The 18,364-nt window shown below is 59.7% G+C and carries 16 protein-coding genes; 1 reads left to right on the top strand and 15 read right to left on the bottom strand.

Features of this window, described 5'->3' with window-relative positions; translation table 11 throughout:
• Nucleotides 1-50: 50 nt before the first annotated feature.
• The gene (locus tag HY868_23690) at nt 51-968 is read left to right on the top strand and encodes a PAC2 family protein (GenBank protein ID MBI5305155.1); all 918 of its coding nucleotides are present in this window, start codon (nt 51-53) and stop codon (nt 966-968) included.
• 132 nt (nt 969-1,100) lie between these two features.
• Here HY868_23690 and HY868_23685 read toward each other — a convergent pair whose 3' ends face one another.
• The 15 genes from HY868_23685 to HY868_23615 form a co-directional block, all read right to left on the bottom strand.
• Nucleotides 1,101-3,014, bottom strand: a complete 1,914-nt coding sequence (locus HY868_23685; protein ID MBI5305154.1) for a SpoIIE family protein phosphatase — start codon at nt 3,012-3,014, stop codon at nt 1,101-1,103.
• A gap of 12 nt (nt 3,015-3,026) precedes the next feature.
• The gene (locus tag HY868_23680; protein ID MBI5305153.1) at nt 3,027-3,416 is read right to left on the bottom strand and encodes a response regulator; all 390 of its coding nucleotides are present in this window, start codon (nt 3,414-3,416) and stop codon (nt 3,027-3,029) included.
• Nucleotides 3,417-3,542: 126 nt separating this feature from the next.
• Nucleotides 3,543-5,522 (bottom strand): response regulator, encoded by a 1,980-nt coding sequence (locus HY868_23675; protein ID MBI5305152.1) that lies wholly within the window; start codon nt 5,520-5,522, stop codon nt 3,543-3,545.
• Nucleotides 5,523-6,786: 1,264 nt separating this feature from the next.
• Nucleotides 6,787-7,437, bottom strand: coding sequence for a hypothetical protein (locus tag HY868_23670; protein ID MBI5305151.1), 651 nt, complete (start codon nt 7,435-7,437; stop codon nt 6,787-6,789).
• Nucleotides 7,438-7,572: 135 nt separating this feature from the next.
• On the bottom strand, nt 7,573-8,952 hold the full coding sequence (locus HY868_23665) for a sugar transferase (GenBank protein ID MBI5305150.1): 1,380 nt from the start codon (nt 8,950-8,952) through the stop codon (nt 7,573-7,575).
• A gap of 70 nt (nt 8,953-9,022) precedes the next feature.
• Nucleotides 9,023-9,997 carry a glycosyltransferase gene (locus HY868_23660; protein MBI5305149.1) on the bottom strand — a complete coding sequence of 325 codons (975 nt, stop codon included), beginning with the start codon at nt 9,995-9,997 and terminating at the stop codon, nt 9,023-9,025.
• On the bottom strand, nt 9,994-10,989 hold the full coding sequence (locus HY868_23655; GenBank protein ID MBI5305148.1) for a flippase-like domain-containing protein: 996 nt from the start codon (nt 10,987-10,989) through the stop codon (nt 9,994-9,996). Before HY868_23655 ends, HY868_23660 begins: the two co-directional genes overlap by 4 nt.
• Nucleotides 10,986-12,311: an O-antigen ligase family protein gene (locus HY868_23650; protein MBI5305147.1), complete on the bottom strand. Its 1,326-nt coding sequence runs from the start codon at nt 12,309-12,311 to the stop codon at nt 10,986-10,988. The genes HY868_23655 and HY868_23650 overlap by 4 nt, the downstream gene beginning before the upstream one ends.
• Nucleotides 12,281-12,844 carry a D-glycero-beta-D-manno-heptose 1,7-bisphosphate 7-phosphatase gene (gene gmhB / locus HY868_23645; GenBank protein MBI5305146.1) on the bottom strand — a complete coding sequence of 188 codons (564 nt, stop codon included), beginning with the start codon at nt 12,842-12,844 and terminating at the stop codon, nt 12,281-12,283. Before gmhB ends, HY868_23650 begins: the two co-directional genes overlap by 31 nt.
• On the bottom strand, nt 12,841-13,014 hold the full coding sequence (locus HY868_23640; protein MBI5305145.1) for a hypothetical protein: 174 nt from the start codon (nt 13,012-13,014) through the stop codon (nt 12,841-12,843). Before HY868_23640 ends, gmhB begins: the two co-directional genes overlap by 4 nt.
• A 3-nt stretch (nt 13,015-13,017) precedes the next feature.
• Complete coding sequence (locus HY868_23635) at nt 13,018-14,391, bottom strand: sugar transferase (protein MBI5305144.1); 1,374 nt, start codon at nt 14,389-14,391, stop codon at nt 13,018-13,020.
• The gene (locus tag HY868_23630; protein ID MBI5305143.1) at nt 14,381-15,418 is read right to left on the bottom strand and encodes a GHMP kinase; all 1,038 of its coding nucleotides are present in this window, start codon (nt 15,416-15,418) and stop codon (nt 14,381-14,383) included. Before HY868_23630 ends, HY868_23635 begins: the two co-directional genes overlap by 11 nt.
• A complete protein-coding gene (locus HY868_23625) occupies nt 15,419-16,558 on the bottom strand; it encodes an NAD-dependent epimerase/dehydratase family protein (protein MBI5305142.1) in 1,140 nt (379 codons plus the stop codon).
• Nucleotides 16,559-16,586: 28 nt separating this feature from the next.
• Nucleotides 16,587-17,198 (bottom strand): sugar transferase, encoded by a 612-nt coding sequence (locus HY868_23620; protein ID MBI5305141.1) that lies wholly within the window; start codon nt 17,196-17,198, stop codon nt 16,587-16,589.
• A complete protein-coding gene (locus tag HY868_23615) occupies nt 17,195-18,364 on the bottom strand; it encodes a glycosyltransferase (protein MBI5305140.1) in 1,170 nt (389 codons plus the stop codon). Before HY868_23615 ends, HY868_23620 begins: the two co-directional genes overlap by 4 nt.

The following is an 18,364-nucleotide window of genomic DNA, read 5'->3' as shown; positions in this document are numbered from 1 at the left end:
TGGTTGACTTGAGCGACAAGGTTGGTATACTTACAGTCACGAGGTGAACCGTGATTAACGAGACGCTCGAACTTTTGGAAAAGCCACGCGCGGACGAAGTGTATATGCTCGCCGGTTGGCGGCAGTGGGCGGATGCTGGCTCGGTGTCGTCGGCGTTGCCGAACTATTTGATCGAACAGACCGGCGCGCGCAAAATCGGCAGAATTCTCCCCGAGTCGTTTTACTTGTTTCAGGTTCCCGGCACGCAAGATTTTTTGCGTCCGGAAATCAAACTTGCCGACGGCTATCGCAAAGAGTTGCAGCGGCACGAGAACCAAATTTTCTATTCGGGCAGCGCGCACAAAGGGTTGGTGATTTTTACCGGCGAGGAACCGCACCTGAACGCGGAACGCTACGCCGACGTGTTCTTTACGATTGCGCGCGAGTTGCGCGCGCGGCGCGTGATCAGTTTTGGCGGCGTATATGCCGGCGTGCCGTACGACAAGGATCGTCAGGTCTCGTGCACGTACAGTTTGCCGCGCTTGAAAGACGAGTTGAAAGAATACGCGGTGCGCTTTTCGAATTACGAAGGCGGCGTCAGCATCGGCTCGTACTTGGTGGATCGCGCCGAGCAACTCGAACTCGAATATATTTCGATGTACGCGTTCGTGCCGATGTACGATCTCTCGCAACTTTCGCCGATGCTCAAAGGGTTGTCGGTCGAGCAGGATTGGAAGGCGTGGTACGACATTATGCGGCGCGTGGATTACATGTGCAAACTGGGTCTCGACCTGAGCAATCTCGAAACGAAAAGCCGCGAACTCGTGCGCTCGGTCGGCGAGCAGATTGACACGCTGGAAAACAAAATGCCGGACGCGAACGTCCGGGAGTTTTTACGCAAAGCCGCCGAGGAATTCGAGGAACTTTCGTTTATGCCGCTCGACGATGTGTGGCAGACCGGGCTGGACGATTTGTTCAAGGATTCGTAGACGACCGATTGCCGGACGCAATACTCAGTCTGTCATTTCGAGCGGAGCGAGAAATCTTTTTCCTGTGTGAACAGAGATTTCTCCTCGCAAACGCTTCGCGGCTCGTCGAAATGACAAAGACAAAACCCTTTCTCACATCCTTCTCTGCTTGACGAGCGTCAGCACATTGCCGCGCGCGGTGCTGGGTTCGTACTGCACGTCGTCCATCAACTGGCGAATCAAATACCAGCCCAATCCGCCGATCTTGCGCGCTTGCCAGTCCGCGCGGAGATCGGGGGCGGGAATCTGGGTCGGGTCGAACGGCGGCGCGTGATCGGTGATCGTCACGACGATGCGCGTCGCGCTCGCATCGAGTTCCAATTCGATCATCCCAGGTCGCGCGCGATAACCGTGCTCGACGATGTTCGTGCACGCTTCTTCGACCGCGAGTTTGAACGCGAAAGCCAGGTCGTCGTCCGCGTCCGCCGCCGCGCACGCCGCTTCGACGAACTCGTGCAAGCGCGGCACGCATTCGACCGTCGCGTCCGGAATGGCGATGCGTTGATGTGTGACAGGCACGCGCTTGGCAATCACAACCGTGATGTCGTCGAAGGGCGCGGCGCTCCCGATAAATTCGCCGAGCGCGCGCTTGAGCGCGTCGAGCAGCGCGGCGGGCGACGCGTCCGCATGTTCGAGCATCCACGCGCGCAAGCGTTCCTCGCCGAATTGCTCGCCCGACGCGTCGTTCGCCTCGGTCACGCCGTCGGTGTAAAACAAAATCATGTCGCCGAGTTCGAGCGCGACGTTCGCTTGCGCGAATTCCATCCCCTCGTTAAAACCCAGCATCACCCCGGTGCGCGGCAATTCGATCAATTCACGCGTCGCCGCGCGCAACACCAGCGGCGGGTTGTGTCCCGCGTTGACGTACGTGATTTCCTTTTTCAGCGGATCGAGTTGCGCGTAAAACAGCGTCACGAACATTCCGCCGGTCGAATCGGCGCAGAGCAAACGATTCGCGCGCGTCAGTCCGTCTGCTGGCGATTCGGCGGCGAGCGTGCTCGCGCGCACGGTGCTGCGCGTCAACGCCATAAACAGCGCGGCGTGCATCCCTTTGTCGGACACGTCGGCGATGACGATGCTTTGCCCGGCAGGCACGGGAAAGAAATCGTAGAAATCGCCGCTGACCTCGCGCGCCGGTTGCCAGTACGCGGCGAAATCCCAGCCCGGCACAATGGGCGTTTCGCGCGGGATCAAACTTGCCTGCACGTCGTACGCGAGTTGCAGTTCGCGTTGGAAGCGTTCCTTTTCGAGTTCGGCGTGATGCAGCGACACGTTCTCCAGCGCGATCGCGGCTTGACCGGCGAGCGCCATCAATAATTTTTCATCGCTCGCGGAAAAGATCGGTTCGCCCGCGCCGCGTCCCAGCACAATACCGCCAAGCACGCGTTCCTGGGTCTTGAGCGGCGTCCACAAAATCGCGCCGAATTCCGGTACGTGGGTGTCGCTGATAATCGCGGCGTGGTCGGTTCCGATCACCTCGCGCGCGGCTTGGCGCAGCGCGACTGCTTGCGCGTCCGAACCAAAAGATGCCTTGACCTCTTCGCCGATGAGCACGATGCCGGTCGAGGAATGAATCACGCGTTTGGATTCTTCGAGCACGAGGCGCGGAATCGCGTCCGCGTCGTGCGACAAACCAATCGTCTCACTAACGCGATACATCAAGTTGATTTCGCGATAACGTTCGAGCGCCTCGTTCGCAACCTCGCGCTTTTCGAGCGCCTGCGCGAGCAACACTATAAGTGTTTGGTGTAACGCGCGTTCCGCGTTAGTCGTATCGCCAGCAACAGCAAGCGCGCCGAGCGCGACGCCATTCGCGTTCAACGGATACACGCGATACGCATCGCGTTCGTCCAGATCAATGTGATCGTGCAACCAGGTCGAGGCACGCGCAAAGAGTTTGCCGTCGGGGAGCGCAAGCGCGCAGGGCAGCGCGAACGCGGACAGCAAGGCGTCAACGTCGCGTCGCGTGATCAGACGCGGCAGAGTGGGTTGAGCCGTAGTGGTCATTCAACTTCGAGGTCAGACTTGGGCGTCCAGTCCCAGCACGTGTTGGGCTTGGGCGAGCAACTCGTCTGGATCGAACGGCTTGGTAATGTACACATCCGCGCCCACTTGATCGCCGCGCTGGCGGTCGAACTCCTGACCCTTGGCGGTCAGCAACACGATAAAGACATCGGTCATCCCCAGTTCGCGCTTGACCTGACGGCACACGTCAAAGCCATTCATGCGCGGCATCATCACATCGAGAAAAACGAGGCGCGGCTTTTCGCGCTTGATCAGCTCGAGCGCGTCCGCGCCATTGTCTGCCGTTGTGATTTCGATGCCGTGATCTTGCAAATCTTCGAGCGTCTGCTCGATCAACAAACGAATATGCGCCTCATCATCCACGATGAGAATTTTTTGATTCACGTCTCTCCTTCAGCACCTTCGTCAGAATCCAGGTTTCTCCGAGAAACCTGGATTCTTTTTTTCTCGGAGCGAAAGGTTTCGCGATTCACTATCTGCCATCTGCTATTCGCCATTCGCCATCCGCAATCACTGGAATAACAAAAAGAAAACTTTTTCGAGTCCCTTTTCAAACCGCAACGTCTTGACGAGGTTGTGTTTTTCGGAAAGCACCGACCGCGCGATGACCATGTCGGGTTGATCCGCGACCGCTTTCGCGATGCCTTCTTCGCCGTTGAGCGCGGCGACGACGGTGTACCCCTGGGAGGTGAGCGCGTCGGTCAAGACTTGAATCGTCGCGGCGTCTTCATCCACGACGAGCACTTTTTTCTTCGAGACGCGTTGCGCGAGTAACGCGCCGATTTCGCCGAGCAGGATCTTGATGTCCATCGGTTTGGTGAAATACCGATCCACGCCTAACCGATAGCCGCGTTCGGGATCGTGTAAAATCGAAAGCATCACGATTGGAATGTTGAACGTTTGCGGGTCGTTCCGCAAAACCGCCGCCACGTCAAACCCGCTCAACTCCGGCATCATCACATCGAGCACGATCAAGTCCGGGCGTTCGCGCTTGACCTGCGCCAACGCTTCGCGTCCATCGCGCGCTTCGCACACGCGATAGCCCGCGCCTTCGAGTTCTTGCCGCAACAATTCGCGAATGCTCTTGTCGTCGTCCACGACGAGGACGTTGCGTTGCCCGTTGTTCTCGACGCTCGTCGCGCTTTCGATGTGTGCGCGGAGTTGCGCGACGAGTAAATCCATGTTGAGCATCGTCGTCACAAATGGCTCGACCGGCGGCATCTCTGGTACTTGCGCGGGAATCGGCAAGGTGAACGAAAAAGTGCTCCCCTTGCCCAGTTCACTCTCGACCCAGATGCGTCCGCCGTGATGCTCGACGATTTGTTTGCAAATCGGCAAGCCCAAACCGGTGCCCATCGGCTTGTTCGTCAACGTGTCGCCGACCTGGACGAATTGCTCGAACACCTTGCCGTGATCTTTGGGGTCAATGCCAATGCCGCTGTCCGTCACGCTGACGACGACGTTATCACCCTCGCGTTGCGCGCGGCATGTTACCGTTCCGCGTTCGGTGAACTTGACCGCGTTCGAAATGAGATTGATGACGACCTGGATCAAGCGGTCACGGTCGCCGCTCACCGCCGGCAAATCCGCTTCAATCTGGGCGACCAGCTGCACCGGCTTGATCTCGAAGAGGGATGCCGTCGCCGTCGTCGCGCGTTCGACCACGTCTTTGATCGCGACCGATTGCATGTGCCATTCGATTTTGCCGGCTTCGATCTTGGCAAGGTCGAGCACGTTGTTGATGAGCGCGGTCAGGCGCTCGCCCTCCGATAAAATGATGCCGAGATTTTCGCGCACTTGCGTAATCGCGCGGTCGGTCTTGCGGTCGTCCATGGGCACGCGCGGAAAGATGCTTTCGTCCAAGCGTTTTTGGATGATGCGCGCGAAACCAAGCACCGACGTGAGCGGCGTGCGGAGTTCGTGACTCACGTTCGCCAGAAACGCGCCCTTGGATTCGTTCGCGGCTTCGGCAACGTCCTTGGCTTGCTGCAACTCGATCATCACGCGTTTGCGTTCGGTAATATCGCGCATCAACGCGATGTACAAATGCTGATTGCCATAGTGCGCTTCGGTCACCGCGAGGTCGAGCGGAAAGGACGAACCATCTTGACGCGTGCCCGTCGTCTCGCGGCGATTGCGCCCCATGCGAAAACCCTGGCTGAGTGACGCGAACATTTCGTCATTGGCGGCGGGTACGAGCAGATTCACTTTTTTGCCGATGACCTGGGATGCGGTGTACCCGAAGATCGTTTCGGCGGCGGGATTGAACGAAACGAGCGCGCCGGTTTCATCGGTCGTGATGATACCGTCCGGCGCGCTGTCCACAATCGCTTGGCGATACTGGGACGCGGACACGAGCGCGGACGCGATGTGGTTGAACGCGGCGACGATGCGCCCCAGTTCATCGCGCGTGTCGAGGTTGACCGTCTCGTCCAGTTCGCCGCTCGCCATGCGGCGCGACGCCGCGTCGAGACTCGACACGGTGCGCATCACCGCGAGATAAAAGCCGACCCAGAGGTACGCGACAAGCGCGAGCATCGCCGCCGTGAGCGCGAGCGCGAGCGTGCGTTGTTGACTCAGCGTGTCAATGCGACTCTGGAGCAAACCATCCAATTCGGTAATGCCCGCGCTCCAAAAACGCGCGCCGACATTCAGCGCGACCAACCCGGCGTTGCGATATTCGTCCGAAGGGGTTGCGCCGGAATTTTGCAAACTCCAAATGCGCCCGACGGAATTGACAAAGCGATTCGTCGCATCCACCGTGTCCTGCAACGATTTCTCCATCGCCGGGCGGAGCGTGGGCGACGGCGATTGTTGGAACGCGGTTTGCAACGCGTTGCGCATCGCCGACGTGTTCGATTGCAACAATCCGCTCAAGGTCGAAGTGCGCGCGAGTCCGGCGGCTGACCCTTCCTGCGCCATCGTCGGAATATCGAGTGCGATGAGTTGCGAGATCAGGTCTTGACCTTCCGGCAGTTTGACGATCACCGCGTCAATCACATAGTGGCTGTCGAGCATAGGATCGAAAGCGAGGTTGGACGTGTTGACGACGCTCGTCATCAGCGCGCGCGTGTCGCCAATCAAGCGGTACATCAAATCATCGCCGCCGGTTTGCGGACTGATCTCGCGCGCGCGAATCGCTTGCAGATCGGCGAGGACGGCGTGGAACTTGTCCGCCGTGTCGAGGTCGGCGCTGTACAACGCTTCGACCTGGCTCAACGCGTCCAAGTTCTGATCAATCTCGGCGCGCACGCGTTCCAATTCAGCGCGGGAGGTTTTGCCGTTGAGGAAATCTTGTTCGCGGACCGCGCCTTGCAACGCGCTGAGATACATCGCTTGCGCGGCGCGCAAGTACAGCGCGCCGCGTTGCTCTTTTTGCGCGAACTCGATATTCGCGTTGACCTGGCGAATGAACAGGACGAGCGCCAGCGCGAGCGGCAAAGCAAAAAGCAAACTGATCAGCGCAAATTTTTGTGGGAATGCCAAGCGATTCATCAAGCCAATCGCCGGGCGGAAGAGGAGACGCGCCGGGGACATGGGAGGGGTTGCCGGTGCGCTCATCGTCACCATGCCACGCGTGAATACTGACGAAACCCGTTTCCGCGTAGCGAGCGGGTTTCCGATGAGCGACCGAACCAGACGCCTGTTCGTCGAATCAAATTATCTGTCATCGCGGACCACCAGCAGTCCCATTCATCAATCAAGTGTCGCACAATCTATAGCCAAACCGGGTGAATGTCAATGGGGGGCAAAATTACGGCGGGCAAAGCGTGAATGGTTTTTCAAACACCTTGCCGTTGGGTTGAGTGAAAAAGACCGGCTTGTTCTCTTGCTCGTCAATGTACGCGACTCGCGCGAAAAAATATTCGCACGGACCGCCCACACCTAATTTCCAACCGACCGTTGTTTTTTGTTCCGAAACGCCTTGGGGAATATTCGTGTTCGTGCGCGGCGTTTCGCCGGTGGAACGATTCGGCGTTTCCGAACGATAGATGTAGACGATCCAGCGTTTGTTCTGTACGACGTTTGTGTTGTTGATGAACGTCGGATAGAATTCCAAATCCGTGCCGCGCACCGGCGGATCGGGCGCGATGCGCAAGTTGTTCACGAACAGACCGGCTTGCGCCGGCGGGGGCGTGATCGTCGGCGCGCGCGTGGACGCGCGGGTCGCGGTTGCCACGACGCCGGCGCGCGTAGGCGATGCGGCGATGGGCGCAGTCGGTAAAAGCGTAGGGGTGGGCGCGAGCGTGGCGGGCGGCTCCGGTGTCGGCGGAAGCGTGGGCGGCGCAGTTGGAGACGGGCGCGATGTCGGCGTGGGTGGAACCGGGGTGGGCGTCGCCGCGCACGCGGCGAGCGCGGAGGTTATGAGGATCAGACCACCCACCATCCAAATTGATTTGAACATCACATTCTCTCCTTGCGGTTCAAACGCCTCCATTCATCAGAGGCGTGCGTCATTATAACATTTTTTGTCGCGCATGGTCAAACGAAAAAAACAAAATCGGCGGAGAGCGATTTTCCCTCCGCCGATTTTTCCGACTTAGCGTCCGCCGAACGTGATGGTTTGCGCGACCGTGCGAAACAGAATCCACAGATCGAACCAGAGCGATTGATGCTTGATGTAATAGAGATCGTATTCAACGCGTGTCTGCGCGTCCTCGATGCTGTCCACGTAGCCCGCATTCACGAGCGCCCAGCCCGCCATGCCGGGTTTGACCGCGTGCCGCAAACGATAAAACGGAATCTTTTTTTCCAACTGCGCGACGAATTCCGGACGTTCGGGACGCGGACCGACCGCGCTCATCTCGCCGCGCAAAATGTTCCAAAATTGCGGAAACTCGTCCACGTGCGTTTTGCGTAAAAGTTTTCCCACGCGTGTCACGCGCGGATCGTTTTTGGTCGCCCACACCGCGCCGTTCTGCTCCGCATCCACGCGCATCGTACGAATTTTGCGAACGCGAAACACGCGTCCGCCCTGTCCCACGCGTTCTTGCATGTAAAACAACGGACCCGGCGAATCGAACCCTACCGCGAGCGCGATGAACGGCAACGCGATGCCGAACAGCAGCGATCCCAGCGTCGCCGCCGCGAGGTCGAACGCGCGTTTGACGAGCGGTTGAATACTGCGCGTCGCGGCGTGACCGAGCGGCAAGGCGACGTACCAACTATCGCCGATGTAATCCACCGGCACGCGCCCGGTCAGTCGCTCGTACAACACGGGCATCGGAACAATTTCGACCGCGCGTTCCTGCGCGTCGAGCAACGCGCGAAACGTTTCGTCCGATACATCGCGCGTGATGGCGAGCACGACTTCGTGCGCGTCGTGCTCGGCGATCAACCGCGTCAGATCGCGTGACGCGCCGAGCACGCGCAGATCGGATTGCGCGCTGACCGGTTTGCCGAGTTTGGCTGGGTCGTCGTCCAGAAATCCGACGATCCAATAATGCGGTCGCGCGTGTTCCCGCATCGCGCGCGCGATGGTTTGCCCGGCGTTGCCCGCGCCGATGATCAACGCATTGCGCCGGAACGCGCCGCGCCACGCAATCCGCAAATACACCGCGCGCCACACCGCGAGCAAACCCGCCGCGAGGACGCCATGATACAACACGATCCCGCGCGGCAATTCCGTCGGCGACGAAAAAAAGACGACGAGATACACGACGACGACGAGGACGAGCGATCGGCTCAACGCACGCGCGGTCGCGCTAAACTCGGCGGCAAGACGCAGATCGTACATGCCCGTGGCGAACGCCGCGCCCAGCCACAGCACCGATAGCGCGACGAACCAGTAGAATTGCGTGGTGACGAGCGTGACCCAGCTTATTTCGCCGCGCACCGACCAAATCGCGAACGCCAACGCGACGGCGACATTCACCAGCATCAAATCAACCGCGACCAAAATTGTGCGACGTTCTTCCATTTCGAATTAACTCAGCCCAACCCTGCAAAGGCGCTTCGAAACCTTCGCAAGGTCGAACCGCCACTCCATTTCACTGATCCACTTGTGCCGATGACCGGCGCGCGGCAAGCACGCCGACAAACATGCCCGCGCCTGCCGCGTACGCGATGAGCAACAAGGTCACCGGCGCGACGAGCGCGACGCGCGGCTCGCGAGTCCAACAATATCGCGCAAAGGGCAAGGTCGTCGCGAAAAAAATCGCGAGCAACGCGAACGCCATCCACGCGAGCGGCTGCCACACGAATGCGCCCAATATGACCGGCGGCAACGCGAGCGCGAGCAAGGGTTGAAACTTTTGCCACGTCGGCGTGCGTTGATCGCGTGCGGCTTTGCGCGGCATCCGCGCGTACACGGTCGCGCGTCCTATCGCGTAGTGAAACTTGCGCCGCAAGAATTCGCCCAGCGCGGTCGGGTGCGTGTGATAAACGACCGCGTCGCGCACGAGCACCATGCGACAACCGTGCTCGGCAAGACGAAACGACAACTCGGTATCCTCGGCTTCTTTCAAGGTCGTATCGAATCCGCCGCGCGCGAGCAACACCGCGCGGCGATATGCCGCGGTCGAACTGTCCACGAAATCAATCACGCCGTGCGCCGTCATGCGGTCGTAGCGAAAATCGTACTCGAGTTGCGTCAAGCGCGCCCAGAGATTCGTCTGCCGCGATTTCTTTTCGCCGCTCGCGCCGGCAATCGTCGCGTCCGCGAACGGTCGCGCCATCGCGGCGAGCCAGCCCGCATCGGGAACCGAATCCGCGTCAATGAACACGACGATCTCGCCGCGCGCGTTCTGCGCGCCGGCGTTGCGCGCCGCGCCGGCGCCCGCGTTCGCCTGCGCGATCACGCGCACGCCGCGCGACTCGGCGACCGCGCGCGTCGCGTCGGTCGAGCCGTCATCCACAACGATCACTTCGTACGCGTCGCGCGGCAACGTTTGCGCGTGCAACGCGTCGAGACACGCGCCCAGCGTTGGCGCGACGTTGAACGCCGGGACGACAACGCTGATCACGACGCGCCTCCGGCGACGACGCGTCGAAAACTCAACCCTTGATGCCACATCAACGCGATGCCGGCGAGCGTCATCGGCGCGTAGGTGACGAGATAGAGCAAGATGCCGTAGGTCAAGCCCAGCCCTTTGTCCACGCCGAAGAGCGACAGACCCAGGATGCACAATGCCTGGAACACGCCGACCTTGCCCGGCGACGAAGGCACGAGACCGCCAACTTGCAACACCGCCAGCAAAAGAAACGCGCTGATGAACGGCAAATCCAAATTCATCGCGAGCAACACGATATAGTTGATGAGGACGCCGAGCGACCACAGCGTCACGGAAAGCGCGTGAAGTCCGAGATGCAGGTTCCAGTGTTTGAACACATCAAGCGAACTGAGCGCGACCTCCGCGTGCGTATCGAGCGATTGGCGAAACCACGGCAATTTGATTCCACCGAGCAAGCGAACGATCCGTTCGCGCACAAGCATGAGCACGAATGCGCCGACGAACAGTGCGACGCTCATGATCATCAATCCTTCGCGCGGACTTTCGAGCCAATCGGGCAGCGTCATAAACGGCGGCAGGATGAGCATGAGCGCAAGCAACATCGTCCCGTCGAATATTTTCTCGATCCCAATCGTCGCGAGCGATTGCGCCTTGCTGCGTTTTTCGATTTCGTCGGCGAGGACGATGCGGACGAGTTCGCCGATGCGCCACGGCGATACGATGTTGATCATCTGGCTGACGATAATGATTTCGGTCATTTGGCGCACGCGCAAACCGCGTTGTTGCGGATAATAGAGCAAAATCCAGCGGATCGCGCGCAAGAACGATTGCGCGAACAGCGCGAGCATCGCGAGCGCGACCCAACCCAGGTTCACGCGCGCCAACGTCTCCGCGACTTGTTCCAGCGGCACATCGCGGAGCGCCAAATACAAAAACAGCGCGCTCACTAACGTACCGAGCGCGATGCGAAACCAATTCGTCTTCCACACCGGCGTTTGTGTCACGTTCGTTCATCCATCACGCGCTGGCGGTCGAGCGCCGCGACGAGCGCGAGAAAAATCCACATCAACACACCTGGCTTGGTGCCGAGCATGAACGCATCCGTCAAGCCAAAGACTTGATGCGCGAGCATCCCCGCCGACACTCCGACAATCAGCGCGCGCGCTTCCGGCAACGCGCGATAGGCGCGCCATGCGAGAATGACGAACAGTGTCATCAACGCGGTGTACGCGATCAACCCAGGAATACCCAAATCCACGGCAACCTGCAAAAAATTATTGTGCGCGTGCGCGACGACTTCGTCCGGCGCGGCGATGAAAAACGGATAGAGCGCGTGCGCGAGGTCGTTGTACGTGCCGATGCCGATCCCGGTGTACGGAAAATCCTGCACCATCATCACGCCGCGCGACCACACTTCGAGCCGGCTCGCGAATGTTCCCGCCCCCGCGTCCATTCGCAAGATGAACGCGAGCAGCGCGTCGCCATAGCCCAGCGCGAACAGCACGCCGAGCGCGAGCGCGCCCGCGACGATGAGCCACGCAAAGCGTCGCTCGCGCCAAATCGCAATGGCGAGCAAACCGACCGCCGTGCCTAGCATCCCGCCGCGTGATTGCGTCAGCGCGAGCGCGACAAGCGACAAGACGAGCGCAACGAGAACAACAGTGTTCAGTGTCCAGTATTCCGTGTTCAGTCTCTTCTTATCTGAATACTGAACACTGAATACTGAATACTGCACTCTGAACACTGAATACTGGCTAGCGAGCGCCGCGAGAAATGGAATCGTCAACGCGAGCGTGCCGCCGACGCCGTTGCGTGCGAACCCGCCGGCAATCGAACGCGGAATCCCTTGAATGAAGCGCGGCAATCGGTCGTACAGCCAGGTCGCCGAAACGATCTTGTTTTGCGCCCAATCCGTGCCGATGATTCCCGCGAGCGCAATCGCGGCAAACACAACCACCAGCCAGAACATCGTATTGTTCAAATCGTCGCGCGTAGCAACTTGATTGACGAGCGCATAAAAAAACAGCGCGCTCAACACCACGCCGTATACTTTCGGCACGCTGAGTGACCAGTTCGTCGAGACCGCGAGACTGACCGGCAACAGCGCGAGCAGGATCACGATGGGCAAATCGAAAGGTGTGCGCCGAATTCCTTGCGTCGTCACGCGCGCGATCCAGATAAGCGCGATCACGATCCACGCGACGAGTGGCGTCCGGTCGGAAATCACAAAGTAGAAATAAATCGCCGCGAGCAAAACAAATTCGAGGCGGAGCAGTCCGCGCGCGCCGCGCTCGATCATCGCCACGTTTCTCTCTGCCGAATCCATTCGACCGCGCGGGGCAAATCCGCGACGACCACGTAATCGTTCCGCGCGCACGCCTGCATTTGGCTGTGGTGCTCGCCGCCGCGCCCGGTCAACACGAGAATGCCCTGCGCGCCAATCGCGCGCGCCGCGTCCACGTCCGCCTGCGCGTCGCCGATGACGTACGAGCGCGTCGTGTCAATGCCCAGCGCGCGCGCTGCGTCGCGATACATTCCCGTTTCAGGTTTGCGACACGCGCACGCGTCTTCGGGACGATGCGGACAAAAATAAATCGCGTCCACGCGTCCGCCGGCGCGCGCAATCGCCGTGGACATCCGCGCGTGAATGTCGCGCACGACCACTTCGCTCGTCATGCCGCGCGCGATTGCGGCTTGGTTCGTCGTCACGATGATCACGAATTCGCTCGCGGCAAGGTCGCGCAACGCTTCAAGCGCGCCGGGGAGAAACACAAATTCGTCCCAGGATTTGACGTGATCGGCGCGGTTGACGTTGATCACGCCATCGCGGTCGAGAAAGATCGCGCGGCGGGTGGTCACGCCTTCACCTCGCGCGTGATGAGAATGCCAAATACGATACCGCCAGTGATCGCGATGGCGAGACCCAGGAATGCCGACCGCTGAATTACGACGACGGCGAGCAGCACGGCGAAGAAAAACCACGCGAGATTGCGAATTGCAAATTGCAAATTGCGAATTTTGTTCGTCATTCGTCAGCGTTTCGTTTTCGGTCGTACACCCTGGAACAGGCGCAAGACCGTTTGCAGGAGAATTTGCGCGTCGAGCCAGATCGTCCAGTTGCGAATGTAGTAAAGGTCGAGCCGAATCTCGGCTTCGAACGAGTCTATGGTATCGCCGGCGACGACCCAGGGTCCGGTGATGCCGGGCTTGACGCTCGCCAGCGTGGGCAACCATTCTTGATATTTCAGCACGCTCGTGCGCGGCACCGGGCGCGGACCGACCATGCTCATTTCGCCGCGCAATACGTTGAAAAATTGCGGCAGTTTGTCGAGACCGAGCCGGTAAATCAGATGACCGAATGCGTGATCTTGATCCGACTGGAGATGGCGCGTCCGAAATTTCCAGGTGACAAATTGTTTCTCGCGCAGACCCAGCACCGGGTACGGATCGAACACGCGCCCCGGCGAAACGATTTTCACGAGCGCCGCGATCAACAGAATGAACGGCGAAGCAAGCATCGCGAAGAACAAGCCGAGTGAATAATCGAGCAGATACTTGAGCGCCGCATCCAAACCGGTGATGCGGTTCTTTTCGAGCGCGAGGAGCGGGACGAAACCATCCTGGGTCAGTCGTACGCCGGTCGCCATGATCTCGTAAAAGCCGGGCGAGAGTTTGATTTCGAGTCCGTCGAGCGTCGAGATGCTTTGCGTGATGATCTCGGCGAAACTTTCCCAGGCAATCGCGCCTTGCACGACAATCGCTTGCGTTGCGCCGGTTTCGCGCGCCACGCGCGCCAACGCGCTGGCGCGGTCGAGCACGCGCAAATCGCCAAGCACGCGCATCTCGCGCGGCAGAAAATCGTCGAGAAAGCCGACGACCTGAATGCCGGACGCCGTCGCCGGGGTCAATTGTTGCGCGATGGCAATCGCGTGTTCGTTCGCGCCGACGATGAGCGCGCGCGCGACAAATTGCCCGCGCGCGCGCGCGACGCGCACCAAACGCCGAATCGTAAAACGCGTCGCACTGACCAGGAACGTGACGAAGAGCCAGGACAGCACCAGCCAACTGCGCGAAATGCTGAGGTTCGGCACAGAGTAACTGAGCACGACGAGCGCGAGCACGCCCATCGCCGAACTCGCCGCGACTTTGCCATACTCCTGCAACCCCGCGAGCAAATAGCGCCGATCGTACAAACGATTGAACGCAAAGAGCGCGAGCCACAAGGGCACGGCGAACGGAATGATCACCGCGTACCGTTCGGCAATCGGATCGAGCCGCTCGATAAAGGGCAAGAGCCAATCGAAATTGTAGCGCACAAAAAACGCGGCGTTCAACGCGACAAAGATCGCGAGCGCATCGCCGATCAACCACAAAGCAATGAGATAAAGATATTCGTTACGCCGCATACGCGCTTTCCGGAATTCGCAATCCCGCGTTGACCAAGACGCGCGCGCCTTCGCTGTCGAAACGGAAATCCATCCGCTTAAGTCCTTTGGCTTCGAGAGCTTGCGTGACGGCGGGTTGCTGTTCGGGTTCGCAGTAGATCATCAAAAAGCCGCCGCCGCCTGCGCCGGTGACCTTGCCGCCCAGCGCGCCGTTTTCAAGCGCGAGGTCGTAGCACTCGTCAATCAACGCGTTCGAAACGCCGCTCGCGAATTTCTTCTTGTTCTGCCACGCGGTATCGAGCAACGCGCCAAAGCGAGGGAGGTCGCCGCGTTCCAAGTACTCTTTCGCTTGAAACGCCATCGCTTTGACCGCGTGGAGCGCGTCCATCACACGCGGGTCTTGTTTCTCCGACGAGGCTTTTTGCGCGCGCAAAATCGAAGATGCCGCGCGCGTCGCCCCAGTAAAAAATAACATCAAGTTGCGTTCGAGCGCGCGCCGCGTTTCGGATGCCACGCGCAACGGCTCGACCGTTACGCCGTCCGCCGAAAACTGAATCAAGTTGAGATCGCCAAAGGCGGCGGCGTACTGGTCTTGTTTGCCGATTGGCTCCGTCATCTTTTCGATTTCGATGTGGCACGCGAGTTCCGCGATTTGTTTTTTCGAAAGCATCAACCCGCGCGCGGTGGCGACCGCTTTGATGATCGCGACCGTGACGGTCGAGGACGAACCCAAGCCGGTGCCCGGCGGAATTTCGGACGCGAGGAACATGGCGATGCCGCGCGCCAAACCGAAATGGTGCAAAATCGCGCGCGGCAGACTCAAGTCGCCGTCGAACAGCAAGGGCAGGTCACCGTCGTGCCGATAGAACGTGCGATAGTCCGACGACGTGATTTGAATCGTGTCATCGCCGCTGACGTTGAGGAACACGTAAAAGTACTTGTCAATCGCCGTGCTGACAACCGCGCCGCCGTACTGTGAGTAGTACGCCGGTAGATCGGTGCCGCCGCCGGCAAAACTGATGCGAACGGGTGCGCGTGTGATTAGCATTTAGATATCGTTCACCAGTTGGTGTGTGTCACTCGCCATGCGTATGGTTCCCATCGCTTTCATCTGACGTTCGGCGTCTTGGTAATAATCGCGCGCGTCCGCCTGGGCGCGCACCCACGCGACGTACTCCGCGACGATGCTTTCGAACGGGACGTGTGGTTGCCAACCGAGCGCGCACAGTTTGCTAATGTCGGAGACGATGTGCCGCGTGTCGCCGAACCGAAATTCGCCGGGGATGCGCGGCACGACATCCTTGCCGATCACGCGCGCGACGAGATGCGCGTACTCTTCGACCGTGATCGCGCGACCGCCGCCGACGTTGAACACCTGGTAATCAGCGCGCGGGTCTTCGAGCACCAGCACGTTCGCGCGCGCTACGTCGTGCACCGACACATAATCGCGCAACTGCTGACCGTCCTCGTAACAGACCGGCGTTTGGTCGTTCAACAAGCGCGTCGCGAAAATACGCAAGACGCCGGAGTACGCGTTGCGAAACGATTGGCGCGGACCTTGCACAATCGAAAAACGCAATCCGACCGAGGGAATACCGTAGCGCTTGCCCAGGTTCAACGCGATCATTTCCTGGGTGTACTTGGACATGGCGTACTGATTGTGCGGCGTCACTTGCGCCTCGTCCGTCACGACCGATTTCATCTTGCGACCGCACACCGGGCAATCGGGTTCCCAATCGCGGCGCATCAATTGCTCGAGCGAACGCAGGGGCGGATATTGCACGCCGTCGCGCTCGCACACGTACTTGCCTTCGCCATAGGTGGCTTGCGAACTGGCGAACACCACTTTGCGAATCGGCAGATTTTTCGCGACGATGATTTCGTACAACAATGCCGTGCCGACCGTATTGACGTGAAAGAATTTGGCGAAATCGGTCAGATAATCCTGGTACGCGGCAAAATGAAAGACCGCGTCCACCCCGGCGAGCGCGCGCGCCCACGCATCGCGATCGCGTACGTCGCCGCGCATGAATTCGACTTGGCGCGGCACATACGCCGGCATTTGTCCGTCAATGTGCACTGGCGGAGTGAGACTATCCAAAATCCGGACACTGTGTCCTTTCTCCAACAATAGATCAACCGTGTGCGAGCCGATAAAACCTGCGCCACCGGTAACTAGAATCTTCATTGATCCCCTTCCTGTCTAGCCGTGCCTATCAATGATTGCCTCCCGTGATGACCACCCAGAACGTCCGCACCAGAATTTCGAAATCGAGCCAGAGCGACCACCGCGCGATGTACTCCAGATCGAGTGTGAGCCATTCGCCGAAATCTTGCGGTTTGCCGCGCACTTGCCACAACGAGGTCATGCCGGGTCGCACCGCGAGTTTCTGTTTTTGCTCTTCGGTAAATTCCGCGAACTCGGAGACGAGCGGCGGGCGCGGACCGACCAGACTCATATCGCCTTTGAGCACGCTCCACAATTGCGGCAATTCGTCGAGCGAGTATTTTCGCAAAACGCGACCGACGGGCGTGATGCGCGGATCGTTTTTGATCTTGAACACCGGACCTTGCATTTCGTTCAGGTGCAACAATTCTTGTTTGATCAAATCCGCGCCGACGACCATCGTACGAAATTTGTAACCGGTAAACGCGCGTCCCTCTTCGCCGACGACGTTCCATTCGAAAAAGACTGGCGCGCCGCTCGTCACGCGAATCGCCAGCGCGATCAACGCGAGGACGGGCGCGAGCACGATCAGCAAAACCGCCGCGGTAACGACATCCGCGACGCGTTTGACCGCGCGTTGCAAATCGCGCCAAGCATTCATCGCGCGCGCTCCGCGAGCGCGTTCGTGAGAATCGTTTCGATTTCGCGTATGCGCGCGTCCCAGGAATACTTTTGCGCGATGGTCATGCGTTGGTTGATGCATGTCGCATCCTCGTGTTGCGCCGCGTCGAGCGCGGCGAGAAATTCGTCGGCGTTGCGCGCGGTGTAAAAATATGGACTAAACTCGGCGAGCGCCGGCAGATCGGTCGCAATGACCGGCTTGCCCGCCGCGAGATACTCGAAAAACTTCATCGGAAACGTGCCGCGCGTGGATGCGTTTTGGTTGAACGGAATCAAGCACACGTCGAACGCTTTGACCGCTCGCGGTAATTCGGCGTACGGCATTTCGCCGAGCACGCGAATGTTCGGCTGCGCGTGCAAACGCGCCAAGTCGGTAGACGGATCGCCGCGTCCGATCGGACCGATCAACGCGAACGTCCATCCGGGCGCGCGCGCCGCGACCGCGCTCAACAAATCGAAATCCACTTTGTACGCGGTGAGGTTGCCGATAAACCCCGCGAGCGGATGCGGTAGATCGCGTACCGCATCGGCAATCGGCAATGCCGCGTCGCGCGCGCGCGCGAAATGTTCCGCGTCCGCGACGTTCGGCACATAGTACGTGTGCGCGTTCAGCGCGCGCTTTTCCGCGTATAACGTCGCCGCCGAAGTGAACACGACATCCGCCGCGCGTAACAACTGTTCCTCGCGGGCGCGCACCTCGCGCGCCGGCACGTTCGGGTTCGCGGCGTGTACGTCCACGCAATGATAGACGACGAGTTTTTCGTTCAACGCGCCGATCAAGCCGACGAGCGCGGGCAGAAACAAGTACGCGATCGGACGCGTCGCACCGCGCGGCAACGCGCGGCGAATTTGCCACGCGAGCAAACGGGTGTTGATTCGGCGCACGAACTCACTGCGATAAAACGGCAACACGAATGGCGACAACACGATCAACCCATCGCCGATCTGGCGCACGCCCCCGGCGATTCGGCGCAAACGCCGCGCGATCTTTTTGAATTCGCGCGGGGCGGGCGTGCGTCCGCCAATCGTGTCCACGAACAGAACCGTATTGTGTTTCGCCAAGCGCGCCGCGATATGATGACAGTTGACGCGATTGCTCCAGTCCCACTCGGCATTCGCCAAAATGATAATCGTCTCGTCTTGCAT

It is taken from the genome of Chloroflexota bacterium (assembly GCA_016219275.1).
In the GTDB taxonomy this organism is placed as follows: Bacteria; Chloroflexota; Anaerolineae; order UBA4142; family UBA4142; genus JACRBM01.
Note: the sequence above shows the minus strand (reverse complement) of the source record. Positions and strands in the feature narration are given on the sequence as shown.